At 39.3% G+C, this 24,585-nt stretch carries 26 protein-coding genes, 1 pseudogene and 1 other annotated feature; of the genes and pseudogenes, 23 read left to right on the top strand and 4 right to left on the bottom strand.

Annotated elements, in window-relative coordinates; genetic code table 11:
• Window positions 1–14 precede the first annotated feature (14 nt).
• A complete protein-coding gene (locus LMOATCC19117_RS13215; protein WP_003734477.1) occupies window positions 15–857 on the bottom strand; it encodes an SAM hydrolase/SAM-dependent halogenase family protein in 843 nt (280 codons plus the stop codon).
• A gap of 69 nt (window positions 858–926) precedes the next feature.
• Window positions 927–1,175: a binding site (T-box leader), on the bottom strand.
• A gap of 179 nt (window positions 1,176–1,354) precedes the next feature.
• Between LMOATCC19117_RS13215 and fdhF the strand changes: the two genes are divergently transcribed.
• The 8 genes and pseudogenes from fdhF to LMOATCC19117_RS15060 all read left to right on the top strand — a co-directional run bounded on the left by fdhF (window position 1,355) and on the right by LMOATCC19117_RS15060 (window position 9,875).
• The gene (gene fdhF / locus LMOATCC19117_RS13210) at window positions 1,355–4,342 is read left to right on the top strand and encodes a formate dehydrogenase subunit alpha (protein ID WP_003734479.1); all 2,988 of its coding nucleotides are present in this window, start codon (window positions 1,355–1,357) and stop codon (window positions 4,340–4,342) included.
• Window positions 4,342–4,818 carry a DUF1641 domain-containing protein gene (locus LMOATCC19117_RS13205; RefSeq protein ID WP_003726480.1) on the top strand — a complete coding sequence of 159 codons (477 nt, stop codon included), beginning with the start codon at window positions 4,342–4,344 and terminating at the stop codon, window positions 4,816–4,818. The genes fdhF and LMOATCC19117_RS13205 overlap by 1 nt, the downstream gene beginning before the upstream one ends.
• Window positions 4,819–4,879: 61 nt before the next feature.
• Window positions 4,880–5,665, top strand: a complete 786-nt coding sequence (gene fdhD / locus LMOATCC19117_RS13200; protein ID WP_003726479.1) for a formate dehydrogenase accessory sulfurtransferase FdhD — start codon at window positions 4,880–4,882, stop codon at window positions 5,663–5,665.
• A gap of 46 nt (window positions 5,666–5,711) precedes the next feature.
• Complete coding sequence (locus LMOATCC19117_RS13195; protein ID WP_003726478.1) at window positions 5,712–6,389, top strand: response regulator transcription factor; 678 nt, start codon at window positions 5,712–5,714, stop codon at window positions 6,387–6,389.
• Window positions 6,386–7,765: a sensor histidine kinase gene (locus LMOATCC19117_RS13190; protein ID WP_003734480.1), complete on the top strand. Its 1,380-nt coding sequence runs from the start codon at window positions 6,386–6,388 to the stop codon at window positions 7,763–7,765. The genes LMOATCC19117_RS13195 and LMOATCC19117_RS13190 overlap by 4 nt, the downstream gene beginning before the upstream one ends.
• 78 nt (window positions 7,766–7,843) lie before the next feature.
• A complete protein-coding gene (locus LMOATCC19117_RS13185; RefSeq protein WP_003726476.1) occupies window positions 7,844–8,932 on the top strand; it encodes an ABC transporter permease in 1,089 nt (362 codons plus the stop codon).
• Complete coding sequence (locus LMOATCC19117_RS13180; RefSeq protein ID WP_003728390.1) at window positions 8,932–9,600, top strand: ABC transporter ATP-binding protein; 669 nt, start codon at window positions 8,932–8,934, stop codon at window positions 9,598–9,600. Before LMOATCC19117_RS13185 ends, LMOATCC19117_RS13180 begins: the two co-directional genes overlap by 1 nt.
• Before the next feature lie 68 nt (window positions 9,601–9,668).
• Window positions 9,669–9,875 (top strand): annotated as a pseudogene (locus LMOATCC19117_RS15060) (hypothetical protein).
• Here LMOATCC19117_RS15060 and LMOATCC19117_RS13175 read toward each other — a convergent pair.
• The gene (locus tag LMOATCC19117_RS13175; RefSeq protein WP_003728392.1) at window positions 9,825–10,118 is read right to left on the bottom strand and encodes a putative quinol monooxygenase; all 294 of its coding nucleotides are present in this window, start codon (window positions 10,116–10,118) and stop codon (window positions 9,825–9,827) included. The pseudogene LMOATCC19117_RS15060 and the gene LMOATCC19117_RS13175 overlap by 51 nt on opposite strands.
• Before the next feature lie 10 nt (window positions 10,119–10,128).
• A complete protein-coding gene (locus LMOATCC19117_RS13170) occupies window positions 10,129–11,004 on the bottom strand; it encodes an alpha/beta hydrolase (RefSeq protein ID WP_003731609.1) in 876 nt (291 codons plus the stop codon).
• 114 nt (window positions 11,005–11,118) lie between these two features.
• Here LMOATCC19117_RS13170 and LMOATCC19117_RS13165 point away from each other — a divergent pair, with 114 nt between their 5' ends.
• The 12 genes from LMOATCC19117_RS13165 (at window position 11,119) to LMOATCC19117_RS13110 (ending at window position 21,436) form a co-directional block, all read left to right on the top strand.
• The gene (locus LMOATCC19117_RS13165) at window positions 11,119–11,946 is read left to right on the top strand and encodes a Cof-type HAD-IIB family hydrolase (RefSeq protein WP_003731608.1); all 828 of its coding nucleotides are present in this window, start codon (window positions 11,119–11,121) and stop codon (window positions 11,944–11,946) included.
• A gap of 377 nt (window positions 11,947–12,323) precedes the next feature.
• Window positions 12,324–13,235, top strand: a complete 912-nt coding sequence (locus tag LMOATCC19117_RS13160) for a cation diffusion facilitator family transporter (RefSeq protein WP_003726117.1) — start codon at window positions 12,324–12,326, stop codon at window positions 13,233–13,235.
• A 48-nt stretch (window positions 13,236–13,283) separates the two neighbouring features.
• Window positions 13,284–13,556 (top strand): hypothetical protein, encoded by a 273-nt coding sequence (locus tag LMOATCC19117_RS13155; RefSeq protein WP_003731607.1) that lies wholly within the window; start codon window positions 13,284–13,286, stop codon window positions 13,554–13,556.
• Between the two features lie 96 nt (window positions 13,557–13,652).
• On the top strand, window positions 13,653–14,651 hold the full coding sequence (locus tag LMOATCC19117_RS13150) for a zinc-binding alcohol dehydrogenase family protein (protein ID WP_003726115.1): 999 nt from the start codon (window positions 13,653–13,655) through the stop codon (window positions 14,649–14,651).
• Window positions 14,652–14,653: 2 nt separating this feature from the next.
• Window positions 14,654–15,178 carry a dihydrofolate reductase family protein gene (locus LMOATCC19117_RS13145; protein WP_003726114.1) on the top strand — a complete coding sequence of 175 codons (525 nt, stop codon included), beginning with the start codon at window positions 14,654–14,656 and terminating at the stop codon, window positions 15,176–15,178.
• Window positions 15,179–15,811 (top strand): nicotinamidase, encoded by a 633-nt coding sequence (locus LMOATCC19117_RS13140; RefSeq protein ID WP_003726113.1) that lies wholly within the window; start codon window positions 15,179–15,181, stop codon window positions 15,809–15,811. It abuts the gene before it with no gap.
• Window positions 15,812–15,834: 23 nt separating this feature from the next.
• Window positions 15,835–16,449, top strand: a complete 615-nt coding sequence (locus tag LMOATCC19117_RS13135) for an SdpI family protein (protein WP_003726112.1) — start codon at window positions 15,835–15,837, stop codon at window positions 16,447–16,449.
• Between the two features lie 134 nt (window positions 16,450–16,583).
• Window positions 16,584–18,245, top strand: a complete 1,662-nt coding sequence (locus LMOATCC19117_RS13130) for a peptide ABC transporter substrate-binding protein (RefSeq protein ID WP_003741195.1) — start codon at window positions 16,584–16,586, stop codon at window positions 18,243–18,245.
• A 153-nt stretch (window positions 18,246–18,398) separates the two neighbouring features.
• Window positions 18,399–18,722: a YxeA family protein gene (locus LMOATCC19117_RS13125; protein ID WP_003723616.1), complete on the top strand. Its 324-nt coding sequence runs from the start codon at window positions 18,399–18,401 to the stop codon at window positions 18,720–18,722.
• Window positions 18,723–18,744: 22 nt separating this feature from the next.
• Entirely contained in the window at window positions 18,745–18,945 is a 201-nt protein-coding gene (locus tag LMOATCC19117_RS13120) for a hypothetical protein (RefSeq protein WP_003723615.1), read from the top strand.
• A gap of 317 nt (window positions 18,946–19,262) precedes the next feature.
• Window positions 19,263–20,099: a lipoyl-[GcvH]:protein N-lipoyltransferase gene (lipL, locus tag LMOATCC19117_RS13115; protein ID WP_003726109.1), complete on the top strand. Its 837-nt coding sequence runs from the start codon at window positions 19,263–19,265 to the stop codon at window positions 20,097–20,099.
• Between the two features lie 14 nt (window positions 20,100–20,113).
• Entirely contained in the window at window positions 20,114–21,436 is a 1,323-nt protein-coding gene (locus LMOATCC19117_RS13110; RefSeq protein ID WP_003726108.1) for an HD domain-containing protein, read from the top strand.
• A 34-nt stretch (window positions 21,437–21,470) separates the two neighbouring features.
• Here the strand turns inward: LMOATCC19117_RS13110 and LMOATCC19117_RS13105 are convergent, their stop codons facing one another.
• Window positions 21,471–21,656 carry a 2-hydroxymuconate tautomerase gene (locus LMOATCC19117_RS13105; RefSeq protein WP_003726107.1) on the bottom strand — a complete coding sequence of 62 codons (186 nt, stop codon included), beginning with the start codon at window positions 21,654–21,656 and terminating at the stop codon, window positions 21,471–21,473.
• A 73-nt stretch (window positions 21,657–21,729) separates the two neighbouring features.
• Between LMOATCC19117_RS13105 and LMOATCC19117_RS13100 the strand changes: the two genes are divergently transcribed.
• From LMOATCC19117_RS13100 to argS, 3 genes are all read left to right on the top strand, one after another.
• Window positions 21,730–22,383, top strand: a complete 654-nt coding sequence (locus LMOATCC19117_RS13100) for a site-2 protease family protein (RefSeq protein ID WP_003726106.1) — start codon at window positions 21,730–21,732, stop codon at window positions 22,381–22,383.
• Window positions 22,384–22,460: 77 nt separating this feature from the next.
• Window positions 22,461–22,910, top strand: a complete 450-nt coding sequence (locus tag LMOATCC19117_RS13095) for a DUF1934 domain-containing protein (protein WP_003723610.1) — start codon at window positions 22,461–22,463, stop codon at window positions 22,908–22,910.
• The gene (gene argS, locus LMOATCC19117_RS13090; protein WP_003734481.1) at window positions 22,907–24,577 is read left to right on the top strand and encodes an arginine--tRNA ligase; all 1,671 of its coding nucleotides are present in this window, start codon (window positions 22,907–22,909) and stop codon (window positions 24,575–24,577) included. Before LMOATCC19117_RS13095 ends, argS begins: the two co-directional genes overlap by 4 nt.
• The last annotated feature ends 8 nt before the right edge of the window (window positions 24,578–24,585 follow it).

Below are 24,585 nucleotides of genomic sequence, written 5' to 3'. Positions count from 1 at the left end.
TTTGACCCTGTTTTTTATACTTTTTTAAGGGTGACTTTCCAGCTGGTGCCGGTGCCGACTGAATAAGCGTCTACGAAGGACCCTTGATTGATACCTAGTCCGAGGTTGTCGAGTGAATTGACGTAGATGAGCGCTTCGCCAATCCGTAAGTCGGCAAATGAGCGGCTATAAGTAACGAAATTCTTATAAACTACTCGGTCGTGGTGTTTGATGAGGACTTCGATGGAATCGCCATAGTTAGCACCTAGCTGCAAGAAATCAGTTCGGCGAATATTTGTCCAAAGATTACCGAATGGACGGTCAATAATATCAATTGTGCCAAAAGCTTGCTCGCCTTCTAAGTAGGAGTCACTTAGACTTAGAGAAACAATGGAGTCTGGGGTAGCTGATGGACCGATATCTTCAAAATTAATCACGCCGGCTGCGAGCCTAGCCGCGGTATAAGCGAAAATATCTCGACCGTGAAATGTATGGGATGCACCTGATTTTGGTAGGCGATTTTTTTCTTCATCTATCAGTCGAACTTCTTTAATCGTTCCGTAATGCGCGATATGGGTTAAGGTTCCGTTGTCTGGTGTAATAATATAATGACCATCTTCTGTTAAAACGACGACACTTCGGCGCTTCGAACCAACTCCAGGATCAACAATCGAAACAAAAATGGTATCTTCGGGCCAATAAGTAACCGTTTGAAGTAAACGATACGATGCTTCCCAAATATTAAATTGAGGAATTTGATGCGTTAAATCGTATATTTGTAAATCTTTGCTAACGCTATTAATCACGCCGTACATGGCGCTAACTGCACCATCACTAATACCAAAATCAGATTGTAAAACAAGTAGTTGTTTTGTCATTTTGAAATCCTCCATTTCGAGCAATTTAGGGTAAAATAAAACTCGCCCTTATCCAAAAAAATATCTTGGAATAAGGGCGAGAAAATTTCACGCGGTACCACCTTAATTTATTTCCAGCTTGCACTGAAAACCTCAAATAAGCATTTACATAAAATACTTAGGGTGCTTGATAACGGACACCAAACCCGTTGTTGCTTACTTATTTTCAGCGACAAAACTCAGAGGCCATTTTCGGACGTTGTTTTTTGTTCCTTTTCAGCAGTGGGAACTCTCTTTTCGAAAAAACGGGCGTCGTACTTTTCTCGTCGTAGCTTTGTAATAAAGAATACAGAAAAGTTGGATAAGTGTCAATAAATTCGTTAGCCTTGTGAGAGAAATCGCATAGTAGCAGTGTTTGAGAACGATTATCAATTGCCGTATTACTGTGATTTTTAAGTAAGAACTGTTATAATATAAGCGGAAATTGTAAACGCTTTCTCTATATAGGAGGTAATGTGATGGGCGCAAAAGTATCGGTGCAAATTAATGGCGTGGCGCGGGATGTGGTGGAAGGAACGCGAATACTGGACTATTTAAATGCAGAAGGAATACAGCATCCGCATATTTGTTATAGTGAGCAAATTGGACCAATTCAATCTTGTGATACGTGTATGTGCGAGGTTGATGGGGAACTTATGCGGGCGTGCAGCACGAATCTGACAGACGGGATGGAAATTAAAACTAATTCTGAATTAGCGAAAGATGCGCAATTAGAAGCGATGGACAGGATTTTGGAAAATCATTTACTGTATTGTACGGTTTGTGATAACAATAACGGTAATTGCAAAGTACATAATACGACGGAACTGCTTGGTGTGGAAAAACAAGAACGTCCTTACCGCGAAAAGGGCTATTTGAATGATTTTTCGCATCCGTTTTATCGTTATGATCCGGATCAATGTATTCTTTGTGGGCGCTGTGTGGAGGCGTGTCAGCAAGTACAAGTGAATGAAACACTTTCGATTGATTGGGAACGTAGTCAGCCAAGGGTTATTTGGGATGATGATCGTCCAGCGAATTTATCGTCCTGTGTTTCTTGTGGGCTGTGTGCGACGGTGTGTCCTTGTAACGCGTTGATGGAAAAATCAATGCTTGGCCAAGCTGGCTTTATGACTGGCTTAGACGAAGATATGCTAGAACCGATGATTGATATGGTGAAAAAAGTCGAGCCGAATTATCAAACCGTCTTTGCTGTGTCGGAAATGGAAGCAGCGATGCGGGAAACGCGGACGAAGAAAACGAAGACAGTTTGTACTTTCTGCGGGGTTGGTTGTACGTTTGAGGTGTGGACGAAGGATCGCAAAATTTTGAAAGTCGAGCCAACCGGAGAAGGTCCTGTGAACAAATTTGCTACGTGTGTGAAAGGGAAATTTGGTTGGGATTTTGTCAATAGTGAGAAACGGATTACGACGCCGCTCATTCGCGAGGGTAATGAATTTGTGCCGGCGAGCTGGGAAGATGCGATTCATCTAGTTGCGACCAAACTGCGAGAAATTCAGGCTAAATATGGAAATGATTCTATTGGATTTATTAGTTCTTCTAAAACAACCAATGAAGAGAACTATTTGATGCAAAAATTGGCGCGGCAGGTTTTTGAAACGAATAATATTGATAATTGTTCACGTTATTGTCAGGCGCCTGCTTCGGATGGGCTGACTCGGACAGTTGGGATTGGTGCAGATTCAGGGACAGTGGAAGATATTGAAACGGCCGGACTTGTCATTATTGTTGGCGCATCACCAGCCGATGGTCATCCAGTCCTTGCTAGCAGAATCAAGCGAGCTCAGAAGACACGCGGTCAAAAGCTGATTGTTTCTGATTTACGAAAACACGAAATGGCAGAGCGTTCTGATTTATTCATGCATCCAAAACAAGGAACCGATTTTGTTTGGTTAACAGCGGTTGCGAAATATATGATTGATCAAGGATGGCATGATGAAGTCTTTATGGAAAATAGGATTAGCAATGTAGCAGATTATCTATCATTTTTAGAACCATTTACATTGGAATATGCGGAAAAAGAAACAGGACTATCAGTAGAAATATTGAAAAAAGTGGCGCAGATGGTTTATGAAGCAGACGGGACAGCGGTTTGTTGGGGAATGGGAGTTACGCAAAATATTGCTGGATCACATACATCGTCTGCTATCGCTAACCTACTTCTTGTAACTGGGAACTTCGGAAGACACGGTGCGGGCGCTTATCCGCTTAGAGGGCATAATAATGTGCAAGGTGCTTGCGATATGGGGTCACTACCTAACGTTCTTCCTGGAATTCAACCGCTTGGAAATGATGAGGTTCGTGCTCGTTTTGAAGAAGCTTATGGGGTATCAATTTCACCAGAACCAGGGCTGAAAAACAATGAAATGCTTGATGCTATTGAGGCGGGAACACTTCATTCTATGTATGTTATTGGTGAGGAAATGGCCTGGGTGGACTCTAACTCAAATCATGTGCAAGAAATCCTTGCGAGCCTTGATTTCTTTGTTGTTCAAGATGTGTTCTTATCAAAAACAGCACAATTTGCAGATGTTGTTTTCCCAGCAGCTCCTTCTCTTGAAAAAGAAGGAACATTTACCAATACAGAGCGCCGTGTTCAACGACTTTATGAGGTGTTAGAGCCGCTTGGAGATTCGAAGCCAGACTGGTGGATTATTCAAGAAGTTGCGAAAGCGTGTGGCAGAACGGACTGGAATTATGATCATCCGAGCGAGATTATGGACGAAATTGCTAGTTTAGCACCATTTTTTGCAGGGGTTCGTTATGACCGGATGCAAGGATTTAACAGCCTTGTATGGCCAGTGAGCGCGGATGGGAAGGATATGCCGTTACTTTATGAAGAACGATTTAATTTTCCGGACGGCAAAGCGCAATTTTCGACGTTACCGTATATTGCACCGATTACTTTCCCAGAAGAATATAATTTAACGCTGAATAATGGGCGTTTATTGGAGCAGTTCCATGAGGGGAATTTGACAGATAAGTCGAAAGGGTTGGATTATAAATTACCTGAAGTGTTTGTAGAGGTATCACATGAATTAGCCAAAGAACGCGATTTAGAAAGTGGTTCGCTCGTTCGTCTAAGTTCGCCTTATGGCCGCATCAAGCTTCGTGCCGTTGTGACTGAGCGGATGAAAGGGAATGAGGTCTATGTGCCAATGCATTCTGTGAGTAGCGAAACCGCGGTCAACTTACTGACTTCAAGCGCGGGAGATGTTCGGACGAAAACACCGGCCTATAAACAAACAAAAGTGAACCTCACTGTACTTGAAAAAACAGGGAAAAACCCACTTCCAGACCACAATCCACGTAATCGTAAAAGATTCCCGCAAAATGGGGCTGAGGTAGCGCGCAAATGGTCGAGAGAAGATTATCAACCGATTTCTAAAGTGAACTGCGCTTGTGGTGGTAACTGCGGGTGTGGTGGGAAAAGGAGGAATCACTGATGGCAGAACCAATTTCAACGATTCGTGATACAAAAAAGACCCCGGAAGAATTGGAACATGAACGTTTAGAACAAATGAAAGCGGATATTGCTGAACAAGATTCTGGTTTTGTAGAGATAGTAGAAACGGTAAAGTTACTACAGGAATCGGGGGCACTTGAAGCTTTGAATAGTGCGATTAAAGCGCGCGGGGATATTACGAAAACGTTTCTGAATGAATGGCGTAAGGAACCGATGACGAATGCGATTAATAACATGATGATTTCAAGTAAGCTATTGACCGATACAAAACCAGAGCAAACTGAGGAAATGATAGCCAATTTGAAAAATGCTGCGAAAAAAGCAGAAGAAAGCGCGAAAAAAGACGAAATCATGGGCATGTTAGCGATGATGAAGGCGCTGAAAGACCCCGATATCAACCGCGCACTCCGGTATGGTGTGACCTTTTTAAAAGAAGTTGGGCAAACATTAAAATAAGTAGACGAAACAGCGAGACTAAGATGTGTCGCTGTTTCAGTTTAGAGAGGAGTGGTTTTTGATGGATATTGTTTCGCACCAAAAAATCCGTCGTTTTGAAGCGGGCACTTTTCAAGAAATTGAATCAAGTGTTGCGACCGAGTATCCGCTAACTATCTACGTTAACGACCAAGAACTCGTGACCATCGTCTGCACGCCAGAATATCTGGAAGATTTAGTTGTGGGCTTTCTGACATCGGAAGGCATCGTTCGGGGTCCTCAAGACATCGATTCCGTGGATATCATCGAAGCGACTGGACACGCCAAGGTTAGCGCTAATTTTGTGAACAAATTCAATGCCAAGTATCGCGGCAAGCGCTACATTACCTCGTGTTGCGGCAAGTCTCGGGAAAACTTCTACTTCCAATCAGACGCCTCACTCGTCAATGTGAAGCAAAATGGAAGTCTACAACTAACAACCGACATGATTTTCCGCTTAATGGAAAATTTTGAACAAAATTCTGCTACATTCCATCAAACTGGGGGTGTACATAATGCGGCTCTATGTAGTTCAGCGGAAATTATATACAGCAGGATGGACATAGGTCGCCATAATGCCTTAGATAAAATATATGGCCGTGCCTTGCAAGACGGAACATCCACTGAAGATAAGGCAATTATTTTTAGTGGGCGCATTTCTTCGGAAATCCTCGTTAAAACAGCAAAACTAGGTTGTGGAATTATTTTGTCTCGTTCTGCCCCAACCGAACTGGCGATTAATATGGCCGAAGAATTAAATATTACAACCGTTGGCTTTATTCGTGGTGATAGGTTAAATGTCTATTCTGGATTTGAACGAATCACGTAAGTTTGATATGATGCAGTAAAATAGGACAGTAAGGTGAGCGGTGAAAATGAAACAAATATTAGTAGTAGATGATGATCGGCATATACTTAAACTTGTGGGCCACTATTTGCGTGCAGAAGGCTTCCGTGTACTTGAGGCAAGCGATGGGGTAGAAGCAGAAAAAATAGTTGAAACAGAGCAAGTTCATTTAGCTGTAATTGATGTGATGATGCCCAACATGGATGGTTTTGAACTTTGCAAAAAAATGCGCACAAGTTATCCTGATATCCCTGTTATTATGTTGACAGCCAAAGATGCGCTGGCGGATAAATCACGCGGTTTTGAAGTGGGAACAGATGATTATGTCACAAAACCCTTTGAACCAGAAGAGCTAATCTTTCGAATTCGTGCGTTGCTACGGCGTTCTAATCAAGCGAGCGAAGTCAAAATTAATATCGGAAATATTACTATCGATCAAAAAAGCTATGGTATAAAAATTGGCAACCAAGAACGAATGATTCCCGTGAAAGAATTTGAGCTTTTATATCAGCTAGCAAGCTATCCTGGCCGGATTTTTACTCGAGAAGAATTAATTGAGCGGATTTGGCAACGTGATTATGATGGTAGTGACCGTACAGTGGATGTACATATTAAACGATTGCGGGACCATTTTGATGAAGAAAAGGATGGTATTCGAATTGTTACGGTGCGCGGCGTTGGTTATAAATTGGAGGAGACAACATGAAATCGTTATATAGTCGAATAGTTGTCACGATGCTTGTCGTCATTATTTCCAGTAGTTTGCTCGGCTTTTTCTTTGCAAACATTTATTACCAAATAAAATTAAAACCTTTTAACGACGAAAAAACTGCCAAAATAGCGGAGGAAGTCCAACAATTTTATGAGTCAAATGCTACGATTTCTTTAAACGAGTACTTGGAAAATGTGGGCGAACTGGGATACGAATTATATTTGACAGATGGCGCGGAAAAATCCACTTATTATGGTGACGCTTTTCGGAAAAAAGATTTACCGGATAAGACAATCAAGCAAGTATTGGACGGAGAGACATATCATGGAATTGATTCGTTTGATACAGGCATTTTCATCACAGGCTTTTTTGATAATGATGTGCGAAATACCATTGGTGTCCCGGTCCAAGCTGATGGTAAACAACTAGCGCTATTCATACGCCAAGACCCGGAAAAACAATTTGGGGAACTTCGAATATTTTTCGCGATGATACTTATTTTCACATCCATCATCAGTATTCTGTTGGTTCTTATTAGTGGCAGATATATTGTCAAACCTGTCGTGAAGTTGACGAATGCGACGAAAAAAATACGTAAAGGCAATTATGATGTAGCCTTTGAAGTTCGGCGTAAGGATGAAATTGGGCAGTTGGCAGACTCGTTTACGAAAATGGCTAGTGAACTCAAAAAATCTGAAGCTTCCCGTCAAGAATTTGTCGCCAATGTTTCTCATGAACTACAATCTCCGCTCACATCCATGCAAGGCTTTGCGAGACTTTTAGGTTCTGTAACACTAACCGAAAAAGAACAAGCCGAATATTTAACCGTGTTATCAGAGGAGACAACACGTCTATCTTCCTTAACCAAACAACTACTCACACTCGCTTCACTTGACCAAGAATCAGAGTTGCGAAAAAAAGAGCCAGTTCACTTAGACGAGCAGTGGCGTCAATTAATCCAAATGACCGAGTGGAGTTGGCGCGAAAAAGAACTAACAATAAATTTAGACTTAGCAGATGTAAACTATACGGGTGATGCTGAATTACTTTATCAAGTGTGGTCCAATTTGTTAACTAATGCGATTAAGTTCACACCACAGGGCGGGAATATCAAAGTCCACCTTTATGAAAAAGCGACGTATGTTTTTGTAGAAGTTCAAGATAGCGGTGTCGGCATAGGTAAGGAGGATATGGCCAAGATTTTTGACCGTTTTTATAAAGCTAACGAAAGCCGAACCCGAGAAGAAGGCTCGAGTGGCCTCGGATTATCCATTTGCCAGAAAATTATCACGCTCCATCACGGCGAAATAACCGTGCAAAGTAGCCCCGAAAAAGGCACGACATTCAAAGTCAAACTACCAAAAAACTAAATTTGTAAAATCCGATTCACATTCCGTTTACAAAACTTCTTTAAACTAAGGATAAGATCTTAGAAGGAGTTGAACGGAATGTTTTTGGCATTAAGAGAATTAAAACACGCAAAATTACGCTATATTCTAATTGGATTAATTATGGTGTTAATCGCATGGCTTGTTTTGTTTGTAACGGGACTTGCGAATGGACTTGCAAACGACAATGGGGCAGCCATTTCATCCAATAAAGCAACTTATTATGTTTTACAAAAAGACTCGGATAATCGCTTAACGAGGTCCAATTTAACCGCGTCCGAAACAGACAGCGTAGCGAAGCAAGTGAAAAAATCAGAAAGCACCAACCTAGGCGTGCAAATGGGCACGATCACACCACCCAACAAAGATAAAAAAACAGACATTACTTATTTCGGTATAGATAAAACAGGCTTCATGAAACCGGCCATCACAGAAGGAACAGAGCCAGAGAAAACAAAAGAAGTAGTAGCCGATATTTCTTTAAAAGAGTCTGGTTATAAATTAGGCAGCAAACTCAAAGATAGCGCAACAGGAGAAGAGTTCACGATTACCGCCTTCACCAAAAATAACACATTTAGCCATTCACCGGTTATATTCGTCGGCTGGGATGCTTGGAAATTAGTGCATCAAACGAACCAAGCAGCAGAAGGAGAATATAACGCCGTAGCGCTAGATGTTTCTGAAAGCACAGCTAAAAACCTATCACTCGGCTCCATGGAACTTTCGTCTAGTAAAGAAGTGCTTCAAGGTATCCCTGGCTACTCAGAAGAACAAGGATCGCTACTGATGATGATTGCCTTTTTGTTCGTCATCGCCGCATTTGTTCTAGCTGCTTTCTTTTACGTCATTACGATTCAAAAAATCAACCAATTTGGGATTTTAAAAGCAGTTGGCGCACGAACAGCCTATTTAGGCCGAAGTATCGTTACCCAAGTTGTTTTCCTATCAGTTGTCAGTTTGTTAATTGGTAATGGCTTAACATTCGGTCTTGCAGCAATTTTACCGGCGAGCATGCCATTTACACTTAGCCCGGTACTTGCAATCGGCTGTTCTGCCTTATTCCTTGTTGTAGCAGTCATTGGATCGATGTTATCACTCTATCGTGTAGCAAAAGTAGACGCGTTAGAAGCAATTGGGAGGGCAAACTAATGACTTTAATGATGAAAAATATTTCTAAAAATTATCAGGATGGCGAGCAAGTCATCGAAGTATTGAAAAATGTATCTTTAGAAGTGGCGCAAGGAGAATTCGTTGCAATCGTTGGACCTTCAGGCGCCGGGAAAAGTACATTTTTATCTATCGCAGGCGCCTTATTATCCCCAACAGAAGGAGAAATTGCTATAGGTGGAAAAGTGTTAAATGACCTTACAAGCAAAGAATTAACAAAAGTGCGGCTCGATAAAGTAGGATTCATTTTCCAAGGTGCGAACCTAATCCCGTACTTAAATGTCCGTGATCAGTTACTCGTAATTGCGGAACTATCTGGTGAAAAAGGGCGGGGTGCGAAAGAAAAAGCAGATGAATTACTTAAAGAATTAGGTTTAACTGCTCGCGAAAACAATTACCCGGAAAGTTTATCGGGTGGTGAAAAACAACGTGTCGCTATTGCTAGAGCACTGATGAACGACCCCGATATTATTTTAGCGGACGAACCAACCGCAAGCTTAGATGCGAACCGTGGTCACAAAGTAGTCCAAATGATTGCGGATGAAGTAAAACGAAAAAATAAAGCTGCCATCATGGTTACGCATGATGAACGAGTTTTAGACTTAGTTGACCGCGTAATTCGGATTGAAGATGGCTATTTGAAGGATTAAAAAAGGATTGGCTCGCGTATGCGAGCCAATCCTTTTTGCTTATTTTCTAAAGTGGGAACCCATTTAATGTGGACGGCGAGCAAACAATAGAATCACTTGAAGTAGAGGAGATAGTGTATGAACAAGTAATCCGCACAAAAGAAGGCTAAACTAATACAGGTAAGTTTATCTTTACTAAGATGAAAATGATGTTAGTTGCAAAAAGATTTCTTGTTAAAAAAATACTATCGTCGCTCAACTGGCGCAAGCAAATCCACCTCAATCGGCATTGCTAAAAAAGCGGGGACATTTTTTTTGAAACGTTTATAATGCTCTGTCCCGTTATGAAACTGAATTGCTGCTTCATCAGTCCACTTTTCTAGAATATAGAAAATATTTGCGTTTTCTACAGAGTGAACCAATTCGTAGCCATGATTTCCGGTTTCTGAAAGCGAGCCTTGGATTACTAAATTCACTTCCACCAAGAATTCCGCTACTAAATCAGGTTTAACTTGGACTTTTGCTTGTATATGTAGCATATTATTCCTCCTATTTAGAAATTAATTTAATTTCTTTTTTTTCGGGGCTCGATTTCTCTAAGAACCAATGTGTTTTTTCGATACTTTCAGATGTTTCATGCAATGTTTGGTGAATAGCACTTTCACCAACTTGTAAATCTTCCATATAGACTTTTGCGTTATTAGGCATGAAAAGTCTGGAAGCGAGTGAACTATTCGTTGGGACAATACCATCGGTTAAATTATCTTCACTAAGAGCTCCAGCAATGGATAGTACTTCTAGGTCAGTACTAATTTTAGTTTCCTTGTCAATAAAATAATCTAGTTGAGGGGTGTTGGATGGTAATTTATTAAAAGCTAAATCTTCGCCATTATCGTCTGGGTCCAAATCATTAAAAGGAGAGCCAATAGCAACTAATTTGCGCAGAGTAGGGACCGCGTTGTCATTAGAGTAGTCTTCTGCAAAATAAGTTAAAGCCAAGCCGCCGTTAGAATGACCAACTCCGTCCATTTGTGTGAAACCGTAACGTGACTTCAAATCTTCCATTGCGATTTTTAACCATTTAGACCAATCATCTGGAGTTGCTTGGTTTTGGTCGAAGCCAAATTTGATAATGGGACGTTTGGCATCTTTTGTTAGCTTGCCTTGGTATGTGATTTTTCCTTTTGAGTTAATTGACATTGACATTGCTTCATTAGAACTTTTGTATTCATTCATTAAGTGATCTGCCATTTCATCTAAAGAATGTGTATCGCCACCGCTCCCATGAATTAAAATAATGGGTATTTCGTTTTTTAAGTCTACTTTAGGAGGAGAAGAATTTTCAACCTCGTCATCTTTTTGACAAGCACTGAGAAATAACGCGCCAAAAAGTAAAATCATGATTGTTATAAAATATTTCTTCACTAATTATCGTCCTCCATTCCCATTTAGTATACCAAATATCGGCGTGACAATCATGCGAAACTCGTCTATAATCGAGGTACATAATAACGGAAATTTAGAAGGGTGCGAAAACTATTGGCAAATGTAGCGATTGATACAGTTATTACAGATATGGACGGAACATTACTAGTAAAAAAAGGTGATCAAATTCATCCCCTCAACAAAGAAGTTTTAATGGAATGGCAAAAAAACGGAAAAAAACTTTTCCTTGCAACGGGGCGACTGGATTTAGCAATTTTACCATTTATCCACGAGCTCAATATCAAAACGCCAGTCATTTCTTGTAATGGCGGATTAGTACGCGATTTTACTACTGGAGAGATTTTATATAAAAGTAATATTGAACTGGATTTGATACATACGGTATTAGAAACGCTTGAACCGCTGGACGTTAATTATCATATTTATACAACGGAGCGAATTCTCGGACCAACCAATACAGGCAAAATCGCCTTTTTCAATGAATTAAATAAAACTTTACCGGAAAATGAACAAGTTCCAATTACTTTAACTACGGATCCATTCAGCGTGCTTCGAGAAGGTGAATTCCCACTAAAAGTACTCGTAATTGAATCAGATTTAGAAAAACGAGCAGAAATCAAAGCAGCTTTAGAAGGCTTGCCACTTTCTGTTCTCGCGTCTGCCTCGAATTTAATTGATATTATGAATGAAGGAATTGATAAGGCAAAAGGTCTCACTTATCTTGCGGAAAATGGTTACATTAATCTTGATTCAACAATTGCTTTTGGGGATAATGAAAATGATGTCGGTATGATTGAATTAGCCGAAATTGGTGTAGCAATGGAGAATGGCATTCCGCTAGCTTTAGAAAAAGCAGATAAAATCGCAAAGCATCATGATATCGGCGGGCTAGGGTTATTTATGCAAGAAGAAATTTTATAAGAAAAAGAACTATTAGATAATATTTCACTAATGTACTGACATAAAAAAATGAGAATGGAATAAAAATCACTTAAATTAGGCTGCTTGTTTCCTGAAATTAATGGGAGATTGGTAGCCTAATTTTTGTTGTGTTAGTTTTTTGATGTTTAACGCTCGTATAATTTCTTTAGTAGATTTACCTGCTAATTTCATTTTGGTGGACTTTTTTATATTTGCTGGATACATGACTCTTGTACTCGTAGAATTACTTCCGTTAGTTTCATTTTATATGAATCTCAAAATGGAAGTTTTTTTATAAGAATGGTTGCACTTAAAATGTATATATGCTAACATATGCATATAAGGAAATTAGCTACTTACAGAGGGGAAGTAATCATATGGCACATAACCACGATCATGCTCATGGACACAATCATAATCATGCGCATAATGCCAACAAAAAATCATTATTTATCAGTTTTATTCTAATTGCTACATTTATGGTAGTCGAAGTTATTGGTGGAATTATGACCAATAGTTTGGCGCTACTTTCTGATGCGGGGCACATGCTCTCTGACGCCGTGGCGCTAGGTTTAAGTTTAGCTGCATTTAAATTTGGCGAAAAAGCAGCAAGCTCCGATAAAACATATGGCTATAAAAGATTTGAAATTTTAGCTGCATTTCTTAATGGATTAACGCTCGTTGGGATTTCTGTTTTTATATTCTATGAAGCGATTGGTCGCTTCTTTGATCCGCCACAAGTAATTGGAGCTGGAATGATGACTATTTCTGTTATCGGATTGCTTATTAATATTTTGGTCGCTTGGATTTTAATGAAAGGTGACACTAGCGAAAATTTGAATATGCGTAGTGCGTTCTTGCATGTGCTTGGAGATTTGCTTGGCTCTGTTGGTGCGATTATTGCCGCGTTACTCATTATTTTCCTTGGCTGGAATATCGCTGACCCGATTGCGAGTGTTATTGTTGCGGCACTTATCTTAGTTAGTGGTTGGCGTGTACTGAAAGATGCGATTCATATTTTGATGGAAGGAAAACCAGCGAATGTCGATACAGAAGAAATCAAAACGTTTTTCCAACAGCAAGACGGTGTCAAAGAAGTGCATGATTTACATGTATGGGCGATTACTTCGGATTTCAATGCTCTTACAGCTCATTTGACCGTATGCGAAGATGCCGACCGAGATAAGATTTTGGCAGATATTGAGCATTATTTGCAAGAAAACTTCTCTTTAGAACATAGTACGATTCAACTTGAAGGAAATCACGCTCACCATCATCACTGCAATTAATGCCGCTTCATGATATGATTAAAGTATCAATTAGAGGAGTTGGTTTAGATGGAAGAACAAGTTGATTTAGGACATTTTTTGAAAAAAACTTTTATCGCTGTAGTTGCCGTAACCTTAGTATTTATCGGGGTTCTAGCAATGTTCACAATCATCGGTGTAATTATCGCTATACCGCTACTAAAAAAAGCTAGCAAAATGCTTCTTTCCAAAAAAGAAGCTAGCGACCATACTCATTCACACGGTGGCAAGTTGAAAATCAAATGCCCGGCCTGCCATGCAAAAATGAAATTCAAAGATAGCGAATTGCTCGACGAAAAATAAGTTTTAAAGCCTTCTCAGTGAGTTTGAGAAGGCTTTTTTATCTAAATGTGCATTATTTTAAGAAATTCGGGAAAAGGAAACGAGAGGTGTTGTCAAATGAAAGCTGTAGGATTAACGAGAGCGTCAACGGATTTTGTGGATATAGAAATCGACAAGCCAGTACCAGAAAACCATGATTTACTAGTTAGAATTAAAGCGATTTCCATCAATCCGGTAGATACTAAACAACGTGAAGCAACGAAGCTATCTGGAGATGAAGTACGGATTTTAGGTTGGGATGCGGTTGGAGAAGTAGTAGATACTGGGAGTGAAGTTGCATTATTTCAAACCGGGCAAGACGTTTATTTCGCAGGTGACGTCACAAGGCAAGGAGCGTACGCAGAATACACTTTAATTGATGAGCGGTTAGTTGGTTTGAAACCACATAACTTGAACGTAGAGGAAGCTGCTGCGATGCCACTGACAACTATTACAGCTTGGGAAGCATTGTTTGATCGTTTAACTATTACTGAAAATGATAAAGGTAAATCAATTTTAATTATTAATGGCGCTGGTGGTGTTGGTTCTATTGCGACCCAACTAGCTGCACATGCTGGTCTTGAAGTCATCGCCACGGCCTCACGCCCAGAAACAGTAGAATGGACTAAGAGCCACGGCGCGAACTATGTTATCAACCACCGAGAAAACATCCCAGAACAACTGGAAGAACTTGGATTTGAGCAGGGAGTTGATTTTATTTTATGTTTGCATAACACGAGTGCTCACTGGGATGAGATGCAAGAAGCGATTCGCCCACAAGGGAAAATTTGCTCTATTGTAGAACTTGCAGAGCCAGTGAAAATGACTCTTTTAAAAGACAAGAGTGCTACTTTCAGCTATGAATTCATGTTTACTCGTTCGAAATATGATACAACAGATAAAATCAGACAGCATGAAATTTTAACAGAAGCAGCTCATATGCTAGATGCGGGCGAATTAACAACGACATTAAATCAAGTTTTATCACCCGTGAACGCGGCGACAATAGAAGAAGCTCACAAAATTATCTCATCCGGAAAAATGATTGGAAAATTAGTAGTGAAAGGATTTGAGTAATAATGAGTGAAAAACAAGTTGCGCTATATATCGCGGTTAGTTTGGACGGTTATATTGCAGATGAAAACGGAAGTGTCGAATGGTTAGAATCTATTGATAGTGAAGGGGATGCGGGTTATGAAGCTTTCTTTGACAACGTAGATACAGTTGTAATGGGCCGGACGACGTATCAACAAATTTTCTCGCTTACTGACACATTCCCTTACAGTAAAAAAGATGTCTACGTTTTTTCCAACACGAAAGCTGGGACAAAAGATGAGTATGCCGACTTTGTAGCTGGGACTGTTGATACATGGCTGAATAACATTGATGGTGAAAAAATCTGGCTTGTAGGTGGCGCAAAATTAGTGCAACAATTTTTAAAAGAGAAGGCGATAGATCGGTTTGTGATAACGATTGCGCCCATTATTTTAGGAAAAGGAATTCCACTCTTTGAAGAAGATAGAGAGCACGCGCTAGAGCTAGAAGAAGTAACTCGTTTCGGCCAGTTTGCCCAACTAACGTATAAAAACTTGGAGGAAAATTAAATGAAAATTGCTGCTTTTGATATTGATGCACAAAAAGGTTTTACGCCGCTTTGTCCCGATGAATTACCGGTTTCGGGCGGAGACAAAATTGTGCCAGAACTTAATTTTATGGCAAGTCTTGCTTCTCTTCGAATTGGTAGTAAGGACGCCCATCCGCAAAATGCCGTATGGGTAGTGGATTCCAAAGACGAAATGCTGGCTGAACTCGAATATCCAAATGCAGACCGTACTTGGGTAAGGCACTGTGAACCAGGTACAAAAGGTTTTGAATTATTAGATGGTTTACCAGTTGTGACTGATTATGATTACTTTATTTGGAAAGGTATGGAGCCGGATATTCATCCGTACGGCGCTTGTTACCACGATATTGTTGAACAGCTTTCAACAGGTGTTCTAGAATATTTACGGGAACAAAAAGTCGATTTAGTTCTTGTTGGAGGTTTAGCTTTTGATTTTTGTGTGAAAACTACGGTTATACAGTTAAGTAGGGCAGGCTTTTCTGTATTAGTTTATTTACCAGCGACACGTGCATTATCTGAACAAGGTTTTGATGAAACGAAAGAGCAATTAGCAAATACCGAGAAAGTGCAACTTATCGAAACAAGGGAGGAACTTGTCGCCTATTGCCAGTAATTATATTGGAAGAGGTGAGGGGAATGAGGAAAGTTGGTATATTTCCTAGTATGATAATTCTTTTCACAGTAGGAATTTCTGCTGTGTTATATCCGCTACTACCTTCTGAAGTGGCGGTGCATTTCGGTACGGACTTCTCCCCAGATATGTTTATGCAAAAGTGGCTTGGCTTAATTCTGATTCCTTTTTTAATGATTATGTTTACGGGAACGGAATATTACGGAAAAGAAAAAGTGAATCAAGAGAGTTTGTTGGAATTTGAATATTGTTTTAGACTGTTGTTAGTGCTGTTAACAATCATTCAAATGAGTATTATTGTATACGCGCTAGGTTACGATATCCCGACTGGTAGATTTTCTCTAGTCACAGCAGGAGCATTCATGTTCGTTGTTGCGGCCTACATTCAATACTCGAAAAAACTCTTTAAATTTTTAACGATGATTGGTTTTAAAAAGATCGATGCATGGTCAAGAAACCTACTTAGAAAAATCACAACTGTTACACTTAATATAGCTGGTACAATCTGTTTTATTCTTGCTTTGTTTATGCGCAATGATCCCAGTTACTTAATGCTAGCAATGTTGATGACGATGTGTGTTATTGTTGTTGGGTCAGGAGTTTACCTTAATAAGAAATAAAAATATAACAGTTTTTATTTACAATTGATACAGTTTCGGTTTATAATGGTGGCGGAAGTTCTGCGCGAATTTGGCAGGAAGTCCGTCATTTTTTTGCGTAATCAAAAAGCGCTTACAAAAGAGGAGGAGAAATATTGCATAAAACAGCCAGAAAAATGGTAGTGGCACTCAGTTTATTATGTTTACTAGCACTTACAGCATGTCAGTCTGGCAATAAAGGGGAAAATGAAAAAGTAACATCCGACAAGAAATCCAAAGTGGTTAACATCATGGAAACGAGTGGAATTCCGAATGCAAGTCCAACACTCGCAGACAATAGCGTAAGTTTCCGAGTAATCAATCAAATTTTTGAAGGATTATATCGATTAGATAAAAACGGGAAACCGGCACTCGCTCTAGCTGCCAGTGAACCTGAAGAAAAAGATGGCGGGAAAACACTTATTTTTAAAATTCGCGAAGATGCTAATTGGTCCAATGGCGACCCAGTGACGGCGCATGATTTTGAATACGCTTGGAAAAAAGTGGTGGATCCAAAAACAGCCGCTGCATACGGACCGCAAATGGAGGAAATCGTCAAAAATGCTACCCAAATTTTAAAAGGTGAAATGTCACCGGATGAACTTGGAATCAAAGCGTTAGACGACAAAACACTACAAATCGAACTAGAAAACCCGGTGCCAATATTCAAAGAACTCCTAACGACGGGCACGTTCTTCCCACAAAACCAAGCGTTTGTAGAAAAACAAGGTGACCGTTATGGGACTAAAAGCGACACATTGATTTCCAACGGCCCGTATAAATTAGAAAATTGGAATGGAACAAATATGACATGGGATTACGTTAAAAATCCTACTTACTGGGATAAAAAGAACGTTCCAACTAAAAAAATCCATGTAACTGTTGTAAAAGATACTAATGCGGCTTTAAACTTATACAATACAAATAAATTGGACCGCGTAGAGCTTGATGGTGAATTTGTTAAACAATACAAAGATGATAAAAACTTCCATAAAGAAGCAACTGGACGCTCTGTTTATATGAAAATGAACCAAGGCAAAGATGGCGTGAAAACGGATTTAGCTAACTTAAACTTACGTCGCGGTTTAGCGATGGCTATCGATAAGACTGGCATGGTCAATACACTACTTGCAAATGGATCTAAAGCATTAAACGGGGATGTTCCCGGTGATATCATGTTTGACCCAGAGACAAAAGAGGATTTCCGTAAACAAAACGGCGACTTACTCAAGTTTGACCAACAAGAAGCTACAAACGCATGGAAGCAAGGCTTGAAAGAAATCGGGAAAACCGAATTAACACTTACGTTAACAAGTGGCGACACGTCCTTGCAACGCAAACAAACAGAATTTATCCAAAATCAATTAGAAGAAAATCTGCCTGGACTAACAATCAAATTAAAAAATGTCACAAACCAAGCGAGTTTCCAAGCAGATGTGACACAAGATTTTGAACTGTTACTAGGTGGATGGGGTGGCGATTATCAAGATCCGCTCACATACCTCAACCTATTCTTAACAAACAGCCCGGGGAACCACACAGGCTTCTCGGATGCTAAATACGATGAATTAGTCCTAGGAGCCAAGGGTAAACTTTCGGCAGACCCAGAAAAAAGATGGCAAGCACTACTAGAAGCAGAACAAATTTTACTTAAAGATAACGCCGTGCTTATCCCGCTATACCAAGGTGGCCGCGCGTACTTGCAAAAAAGCAACCTGAAAAACTACACCACGTATCCAATCGGTTCAGAAAACTACAAATGGATTGAAAAAAATTAATTTAAAAGAGTCTAGTTAACCAAACTAGGCTCTATTTTTATACCCGAAAGAAAATAAGACTTAGGATGTACCAATTTTCAGCCTAGAGCCGTTCGTTCCTTTTTTTGATCTCCTCTATAATAAACCTATCAACAAAAAAGGACGGTAAAAACAATGAAAAAGGGACTTTTCGGTTTACTGGCTGCAATTTTTGTATTAACAATGGTTGTAATTGAATTTTCAGCACCAATTGGATCGGCAGCAAATACATATTACGTTACAATCAAAAACGATGGAAAAGAAGTTACCAAGTCAAAATTTAAAGGGTACTCATTCCGGGAATCGTGTTTAGATAATCAAGGAAACAGTCACAAAGTTAACTTCATGTCAACAACACAACTTAAAAAGAATAAACAGTACAAAATCGTCGTTCAAGACAATGAATTACTCGTCCAAGCCAAGGAAATAAACAGTGTTCCACTTGCAAGTAGTAAATAAAATTAGAAAAGAGGAAAAAATCATGAATAGTTTTTGGAAAATATTTTTTACAGTTATTTTAGGATTTATCGCACTTAATATCGTACTTGATATCGTTGGAATCACGCTTCACTTCTTATTCCCAGTACTTATACTAGGTGGTATTGGATATCTGCTTTATCGTATGTGGGGTAATTCTCCAAAACGCTCGAGCCGCGACAATGAAGACCGCTACAACTGGTAATACATTTGCTAAAAAAGCTCCCTAGGCTTTTAGATATATTGAACCTAATTTCTTTTACAGAAGTTAGGTTTTTTTGTATGGTAAGTTTGTTATAATAAGAGGAGGAAATGAGGCGATGAAAATGAAAAAAGATATAATTCTCAAATCAGTTGTTATATCAATCATTACAGCCATAGTTTTCAACATTAAGCGTAAAAAAGTCAAATAACCGCTCAAAAATTGTTATTCATGATTAAATGGCTATTTTAAGCCATTTGCATCTAATTTTGCTGTCGGTATGCTATAATAACAAAAAGAAAATCATGGAGGACATAGAGATGAATATAGAAGACACCTTACTAAAACAAGATGTGTGGCGATTTATTGATAATACAACGATTAATCCGGCTTTCGATGCCATTCAATCATTTGCGACAGATGATACGCTATGTCGCTCGGTCGGAGCAAGAATGGCGCCATCTACTGTTCGCGGCTGGGTGCATGAAAAAACAGTTTCCCTTGGAATTCAAGATTCTAAGTTGCCTGATATAGATAAAGGAATTGCCTTTTTACAAGAACAAGGCTACCGTGTTGTAGTTAGAAATTCCGGTGGTTTAGCAGTTGTCCTTGATTCAGGGGTACTTAATTTGTCTATGGTGCTCCCAGATGCAGAACGCGGAATTGCGATTGAGCGTGGTTATGAAACGATGTTTACGCTTATCAAAGACATGTTCGTAGATTGTAATGAGGTAATTGAAGCAAAAGAAATAGAAGACTCTTATTGTCCTGGTAGTTACGACCTTAGTATTCAAGGGAAAAAATTCGCTGGTATTTCTCAGCGTAGAATGGCAAAAGGGGTAGCGGTCCAAATTTATTTAGCTATTGATGGGGATCAAACTACTCGCTCAGAACTGATCCGCGATTTCTATACGATTAGCGGAAAAGCAAAGCAAACAAAATATACTTTTCCAGATGTGAATCCGAATGTTATGGGTTCGCTTTCGGACTTAATGAAAAATGATATAAGTTTAAATGGAACGTTAGTACGCCTTTTCAACAGTTTGCGGCATTACGCAGGTGAGCTTGTATCTGGTACGCTTACGTCTGAAGAGTTAGATCTTTTCCCAGCCTATTATGAACGTTTAATTGCCCGAAATGATAAAGTGCTTACTTGAGAGGAGGAGGTTGTATGAGTTATTTAACAGAGAAACTAAGGGAAGAGAAAGTATTCAAAGACCCGGTTCATGGATATGTACATGTTTCTGATAAGATAATTTGGGATTTGATTGCTACAAAAGAGTTTCAGCGTTTGCGGCGTATCCATCAATTGGGGACAACTTCACTTACTTTTCATGGGGCGGAACATAGCCGTTTTAATCATTCGTTAGGCGTTTACGAAATTGTTCGGCAAATAATCGATGTCACATTTGCGAATGAACCACAACTGGATCCAGAGGAGCGCATGGTGGCATTGTGTGCAGCGCTTTTGCATGATTTAGGTCACGGACCATTTTCTCACGCTTTTGAAAAAGTATTTGGAACGGACCATGAATCATACACGCAAGAGATAATTATTGGAGATACGGAAGTTAATAAAATATTGATGAGAGCAGGAGAAGAATTTCCGCTTAAAGTTGCTGCTATTATTAAGAAAAATTATCCGAATCAAACATTGGTGAAGTTGATTTCGAGTCAGATTGATGCTGACCGAATGGATTATTTGCTGCGAGATGCCTATTATACTGGAGTGAGCTATGGAAAGTTTGATTTAGAGCGGATTTTGCGAGTTCTACGCCCAAGCCCAGATGGCAATGGTGTTATTGTAAAATATTCTGGCATGCATGCGGTAGAAGATTATATTATGAGTCGTTATCAAATGTATCAACAAGTGTATTTTCATCCAGTTAGTCGTAGCGGTGAAGTGCTATTATGGAAAATCCTTGAGCGTGCCAAAAAGTTATATTGTGCTGGATATGAATTTCAAGCTACCCCTATTCAAGTGCTACCATTCTTTTTAAATGAAGTGAGTTTAAAAGATTATATTGTGCTTGATGATATTGTGTTGATGTACTATTTTTCTATTTGGCAAGAGGAAGAAGATCCGATTTTGAGTGATTTATGTAGTCGCTTTTTGAATAGAAGATTGCTACGATACATTAACTACGATCCGAAAGAAGATGCAGAACTTTACGCAGAACTAAAAGGACTTCTTGAAAAGGCCGATATTGATCCGTCTTATTATTTAGTAATTGATTCTTCCAGCGATTTACCTTATGATTACTATCTTCCTGGAGTGGGAAGTGGCAAAGACCCAATTAAACTATTGATGGGAAATGGGGAATTGCGTGAGTTATCGACCGAGTCTCCGGTTGTTGAGGCGATTGGTCGAGAGCGCCGGACCGATATTAAATTATATTATCCGCTCGATTTTATCGAAAGTGGACACGTGGAAGAAGCAATCACCGAGAGAATGATCGCCCTCATCCATGCGCATTCGTTAAAGGAAAAATAAAAAAGCAAGGCGAAATGCCTTGCTTCTTACACACTTAAATATCAGATTTCCTTACGCCGCCAACACCGTAATCCGTTTTTTTCATTTCTTCTAAAATCACATGAATGTTTTCTTTTGGTGCTTTTAGATTTTTGGCAACAACTTCCGTCACTTCGCTAACTAAAGCTTTCTTTTGATCGTCCGTACGACCTTCTAAAAATTGAATGGTAACAAATGGCATTTTCTCACCTCGATCAACGTTTTTTTCATTATAGCATATAAAAATTGCTCAATAAAAGATAAAGGAGGCTCCTATGCCTAGTTTTCTCGCGTATCCACTCGAAATGATACCGTATGTTTTAGTTACATTATTAATTGCTTTTACTATTCATGAATGGGCACACGCCTTGGTTGCTCTCGCATTTGGAGATGATACAGCTAAAAATGAGGGGAGACTCTCTTTAAACCCCGTTGTACATATTGATTTATTCGGTTTGCTAATGATATTAATTGCAGGCTTTGGTTGGGCTAAGCCGACCCCGGTAAATCGATTTAAATTAAAAAAACGCCGCCTTGGAAGTATACTTGTTTCGCTTGCAGGACCAGTAAGTAATTTACTACTTGCGATGGTTGGTGTGGGGTTATATGCTTTATTTCTAAATTATTCCTTCTTTACATATGGCTCCGTTGCGGAAACTTTTTTAATGATTTTTGTGCAATTAAATCTAGTCTTGTTTGTGTTTAACTTGATTCCGCTACCGCCGCTTGATGGGTATCAAATACTAGTGGAGTTTCTGCCAATGTCAACCAGGTCTAAGCTGGAACCACTTGAACGCTATGCGATGCTTATTTTCTTAGTAGTTGCATTAACACCTATTTCAGAATTTACGATTCAACCAATTTTTAATACCGTTATTCCATTTGTTTTAAATGTGATTTTGACAATATTTGGTCTGACATCATTTTAACCTGTTGCTTTTCATGTTATTTTTCACTATAATATAATGCGTCTATTCTTCTGACCGGAAAGGGGTAAATAAGCGATATGACTGCCAACCAAATGGAACGAAAAAAAGTAACTATTCATATCACCAATGTCATCCGTCAGATGGATGCAGAAGAGAAATCCGATATGTCTGTTTCGGGTGTTTTTTACCGCGATAAAGGCAATCGTTATCTGCATTATGAGGAAAAACAATTAGCTGGAACAATTCGTACGGTTCTAAAAATTGCTGACAACGAACTACTTTTAATGAGAAGTGGTGCCGTAAATATGAGAATGCACTTTTTCCGAGATAATAGGAGAAGTACTGCGTCTGTTGATTCCGGAGCAGGGAAATTACAATTAGAATCAGAACTAGTATCAATGGAAGAACTATATGAAAATAAGCCTGATGTACTGAGTGAAGTCGCATTTCAATATGATTTGCTAAGCCACGGCGAATACATTGGCTCATATACTGTTTTAATGAAAATAGAGGAGGACGCAGAATGAATGTCATGCAAGAGAACCAAATCAAATTAATTGAACATATCAAACAAGCAGTTGTTCAAGCGGTTGGTTTAGAAGAAGCGGAAGTACCAGAAATTTTACTAGAAGTACCAAAAGATAAAAAGCATGGAGATTATTCGACTAATATAGCGATGCAACTTGCTAGAGTAGCTAAGAAAGCCCCTCGCCAAATTGCCGAAAGTATCGTTCCAGAACTAAAAAAAGACAACAAATTAATTAAAGAAGTAGAAATCGCTGGGCCGGGTTTTATCAACTTCTACCTAGATAATGCTTATTTAACTGATTTAGTTCCTGTGATTTTAACCGAAGATAAAAAATACGGAGAGTCTGATTTTGGTAAAGGAGAAAAATTCCAAATTGAATTTGTTTCCGCGAACCCAACTGGTGACTTGCATTTAGGACATGCTCGTGGCGCAGCAATTGGCGACTCGTTAGCAAATATTATGAAAATGGCCGGATTTGATGTTTCAAGAGAATACTACATTAATGATGCTGGAAATCAAATTAATAATTTAGTTCTTTCAGCAGAAGCGCGTTACTTTGAAGCACTAGGTTTAGATTCTGAATTCCCAGAGGATGGCTACCGTGGTGCGGATATTATTTCGCTTGGGAAAGATTTAGCTGCTAAATACGGCGATAAATATGTGCACACAAGCGAAGAAGAGCGCCGTTCCGTTTTCCGTGTAGATGCATTAGCGTTTGAAACAGGAAAATTACGCGCTGACTTAGAAGAATTCCGCGTTTCCTTTGATGAGTGGTTCTCAGAAACTTCTTTATACGAAGAAAATAAAGTATTACCAGCGTTAGAACGTTTACGCGAAAATGGCTATATTTATGAGCAAGATGGCGCGACATGGTTAAGAACGACTGATTTTGAAGATGACAAAGACCGTGTTTTAATCAAATCAGATGGTAGTTATACGTATTTCTTACCAGATATCGCGTACCACTTAAACAAATTAGAGCGTGGCTTTGATGTGTTAATTGATATTTGGGGAGCTGATCACCACGGCTATATTCCTCGTATGCGTGCTGCAATTGAAGCGCTTGGCTACTCACCAAATCAATTAGAAGTAGAAATCATTCAGCTAGTTCACTTATTTGAAGACGGTGTTCAAGTTAAAATGAGTAAACGTACTGGTAAATCAGTTACAATGCGTGACTTAATTGAAGAAGTTGGACTGGATGCAACAAGATATTTCTTTGCAATGCGTAGTTCAGATACACATATGAACTTTGATATGAGCTTAGCGAAATCTACATCTAATGATAATCCAGTTTATTATGTACAATATGCGCACGCCAGAATTTCTAGCATTTTACGTTCTGGTAAAGAACAAGGTCTAGAGGTAACAAAAGACGCAGACATGAGCTTACTGCAAACAGAAGCAGAATATGATTTATTAAAAGTGTTAGGTGAGTTCGCGGATGTTGTTGCGGAAGCTGCTACAAAAAGAGCGCCACACCGTATCGTTCGCTACTTAAATGATTTAGCGTCTTCCTTCCACCGTTTCTACAATAGCAATAAAGTACTTGATATGGATAATTTAGAAGTAACAAAAGCAAGACTAGCACTTATTAAGACTGCGCAAATTACCCTTAGAAATGGTTTGACGCTTTTAGGTGTATCAGCACCAGAAAAAATGTGATATCCTAA

This window comes from Listeria monocytogenes ATCC 19117 (assembly GCF_000307025.1).
Lineage (GTDB): Bacteria > Bacillota > Bacilli > Lactobacillales > Listeriaceae > Listeria > Listeria monocytogenes_B.
This window is presented reverse-complemented; position numbering and strand designations above follow the sequence as displayed.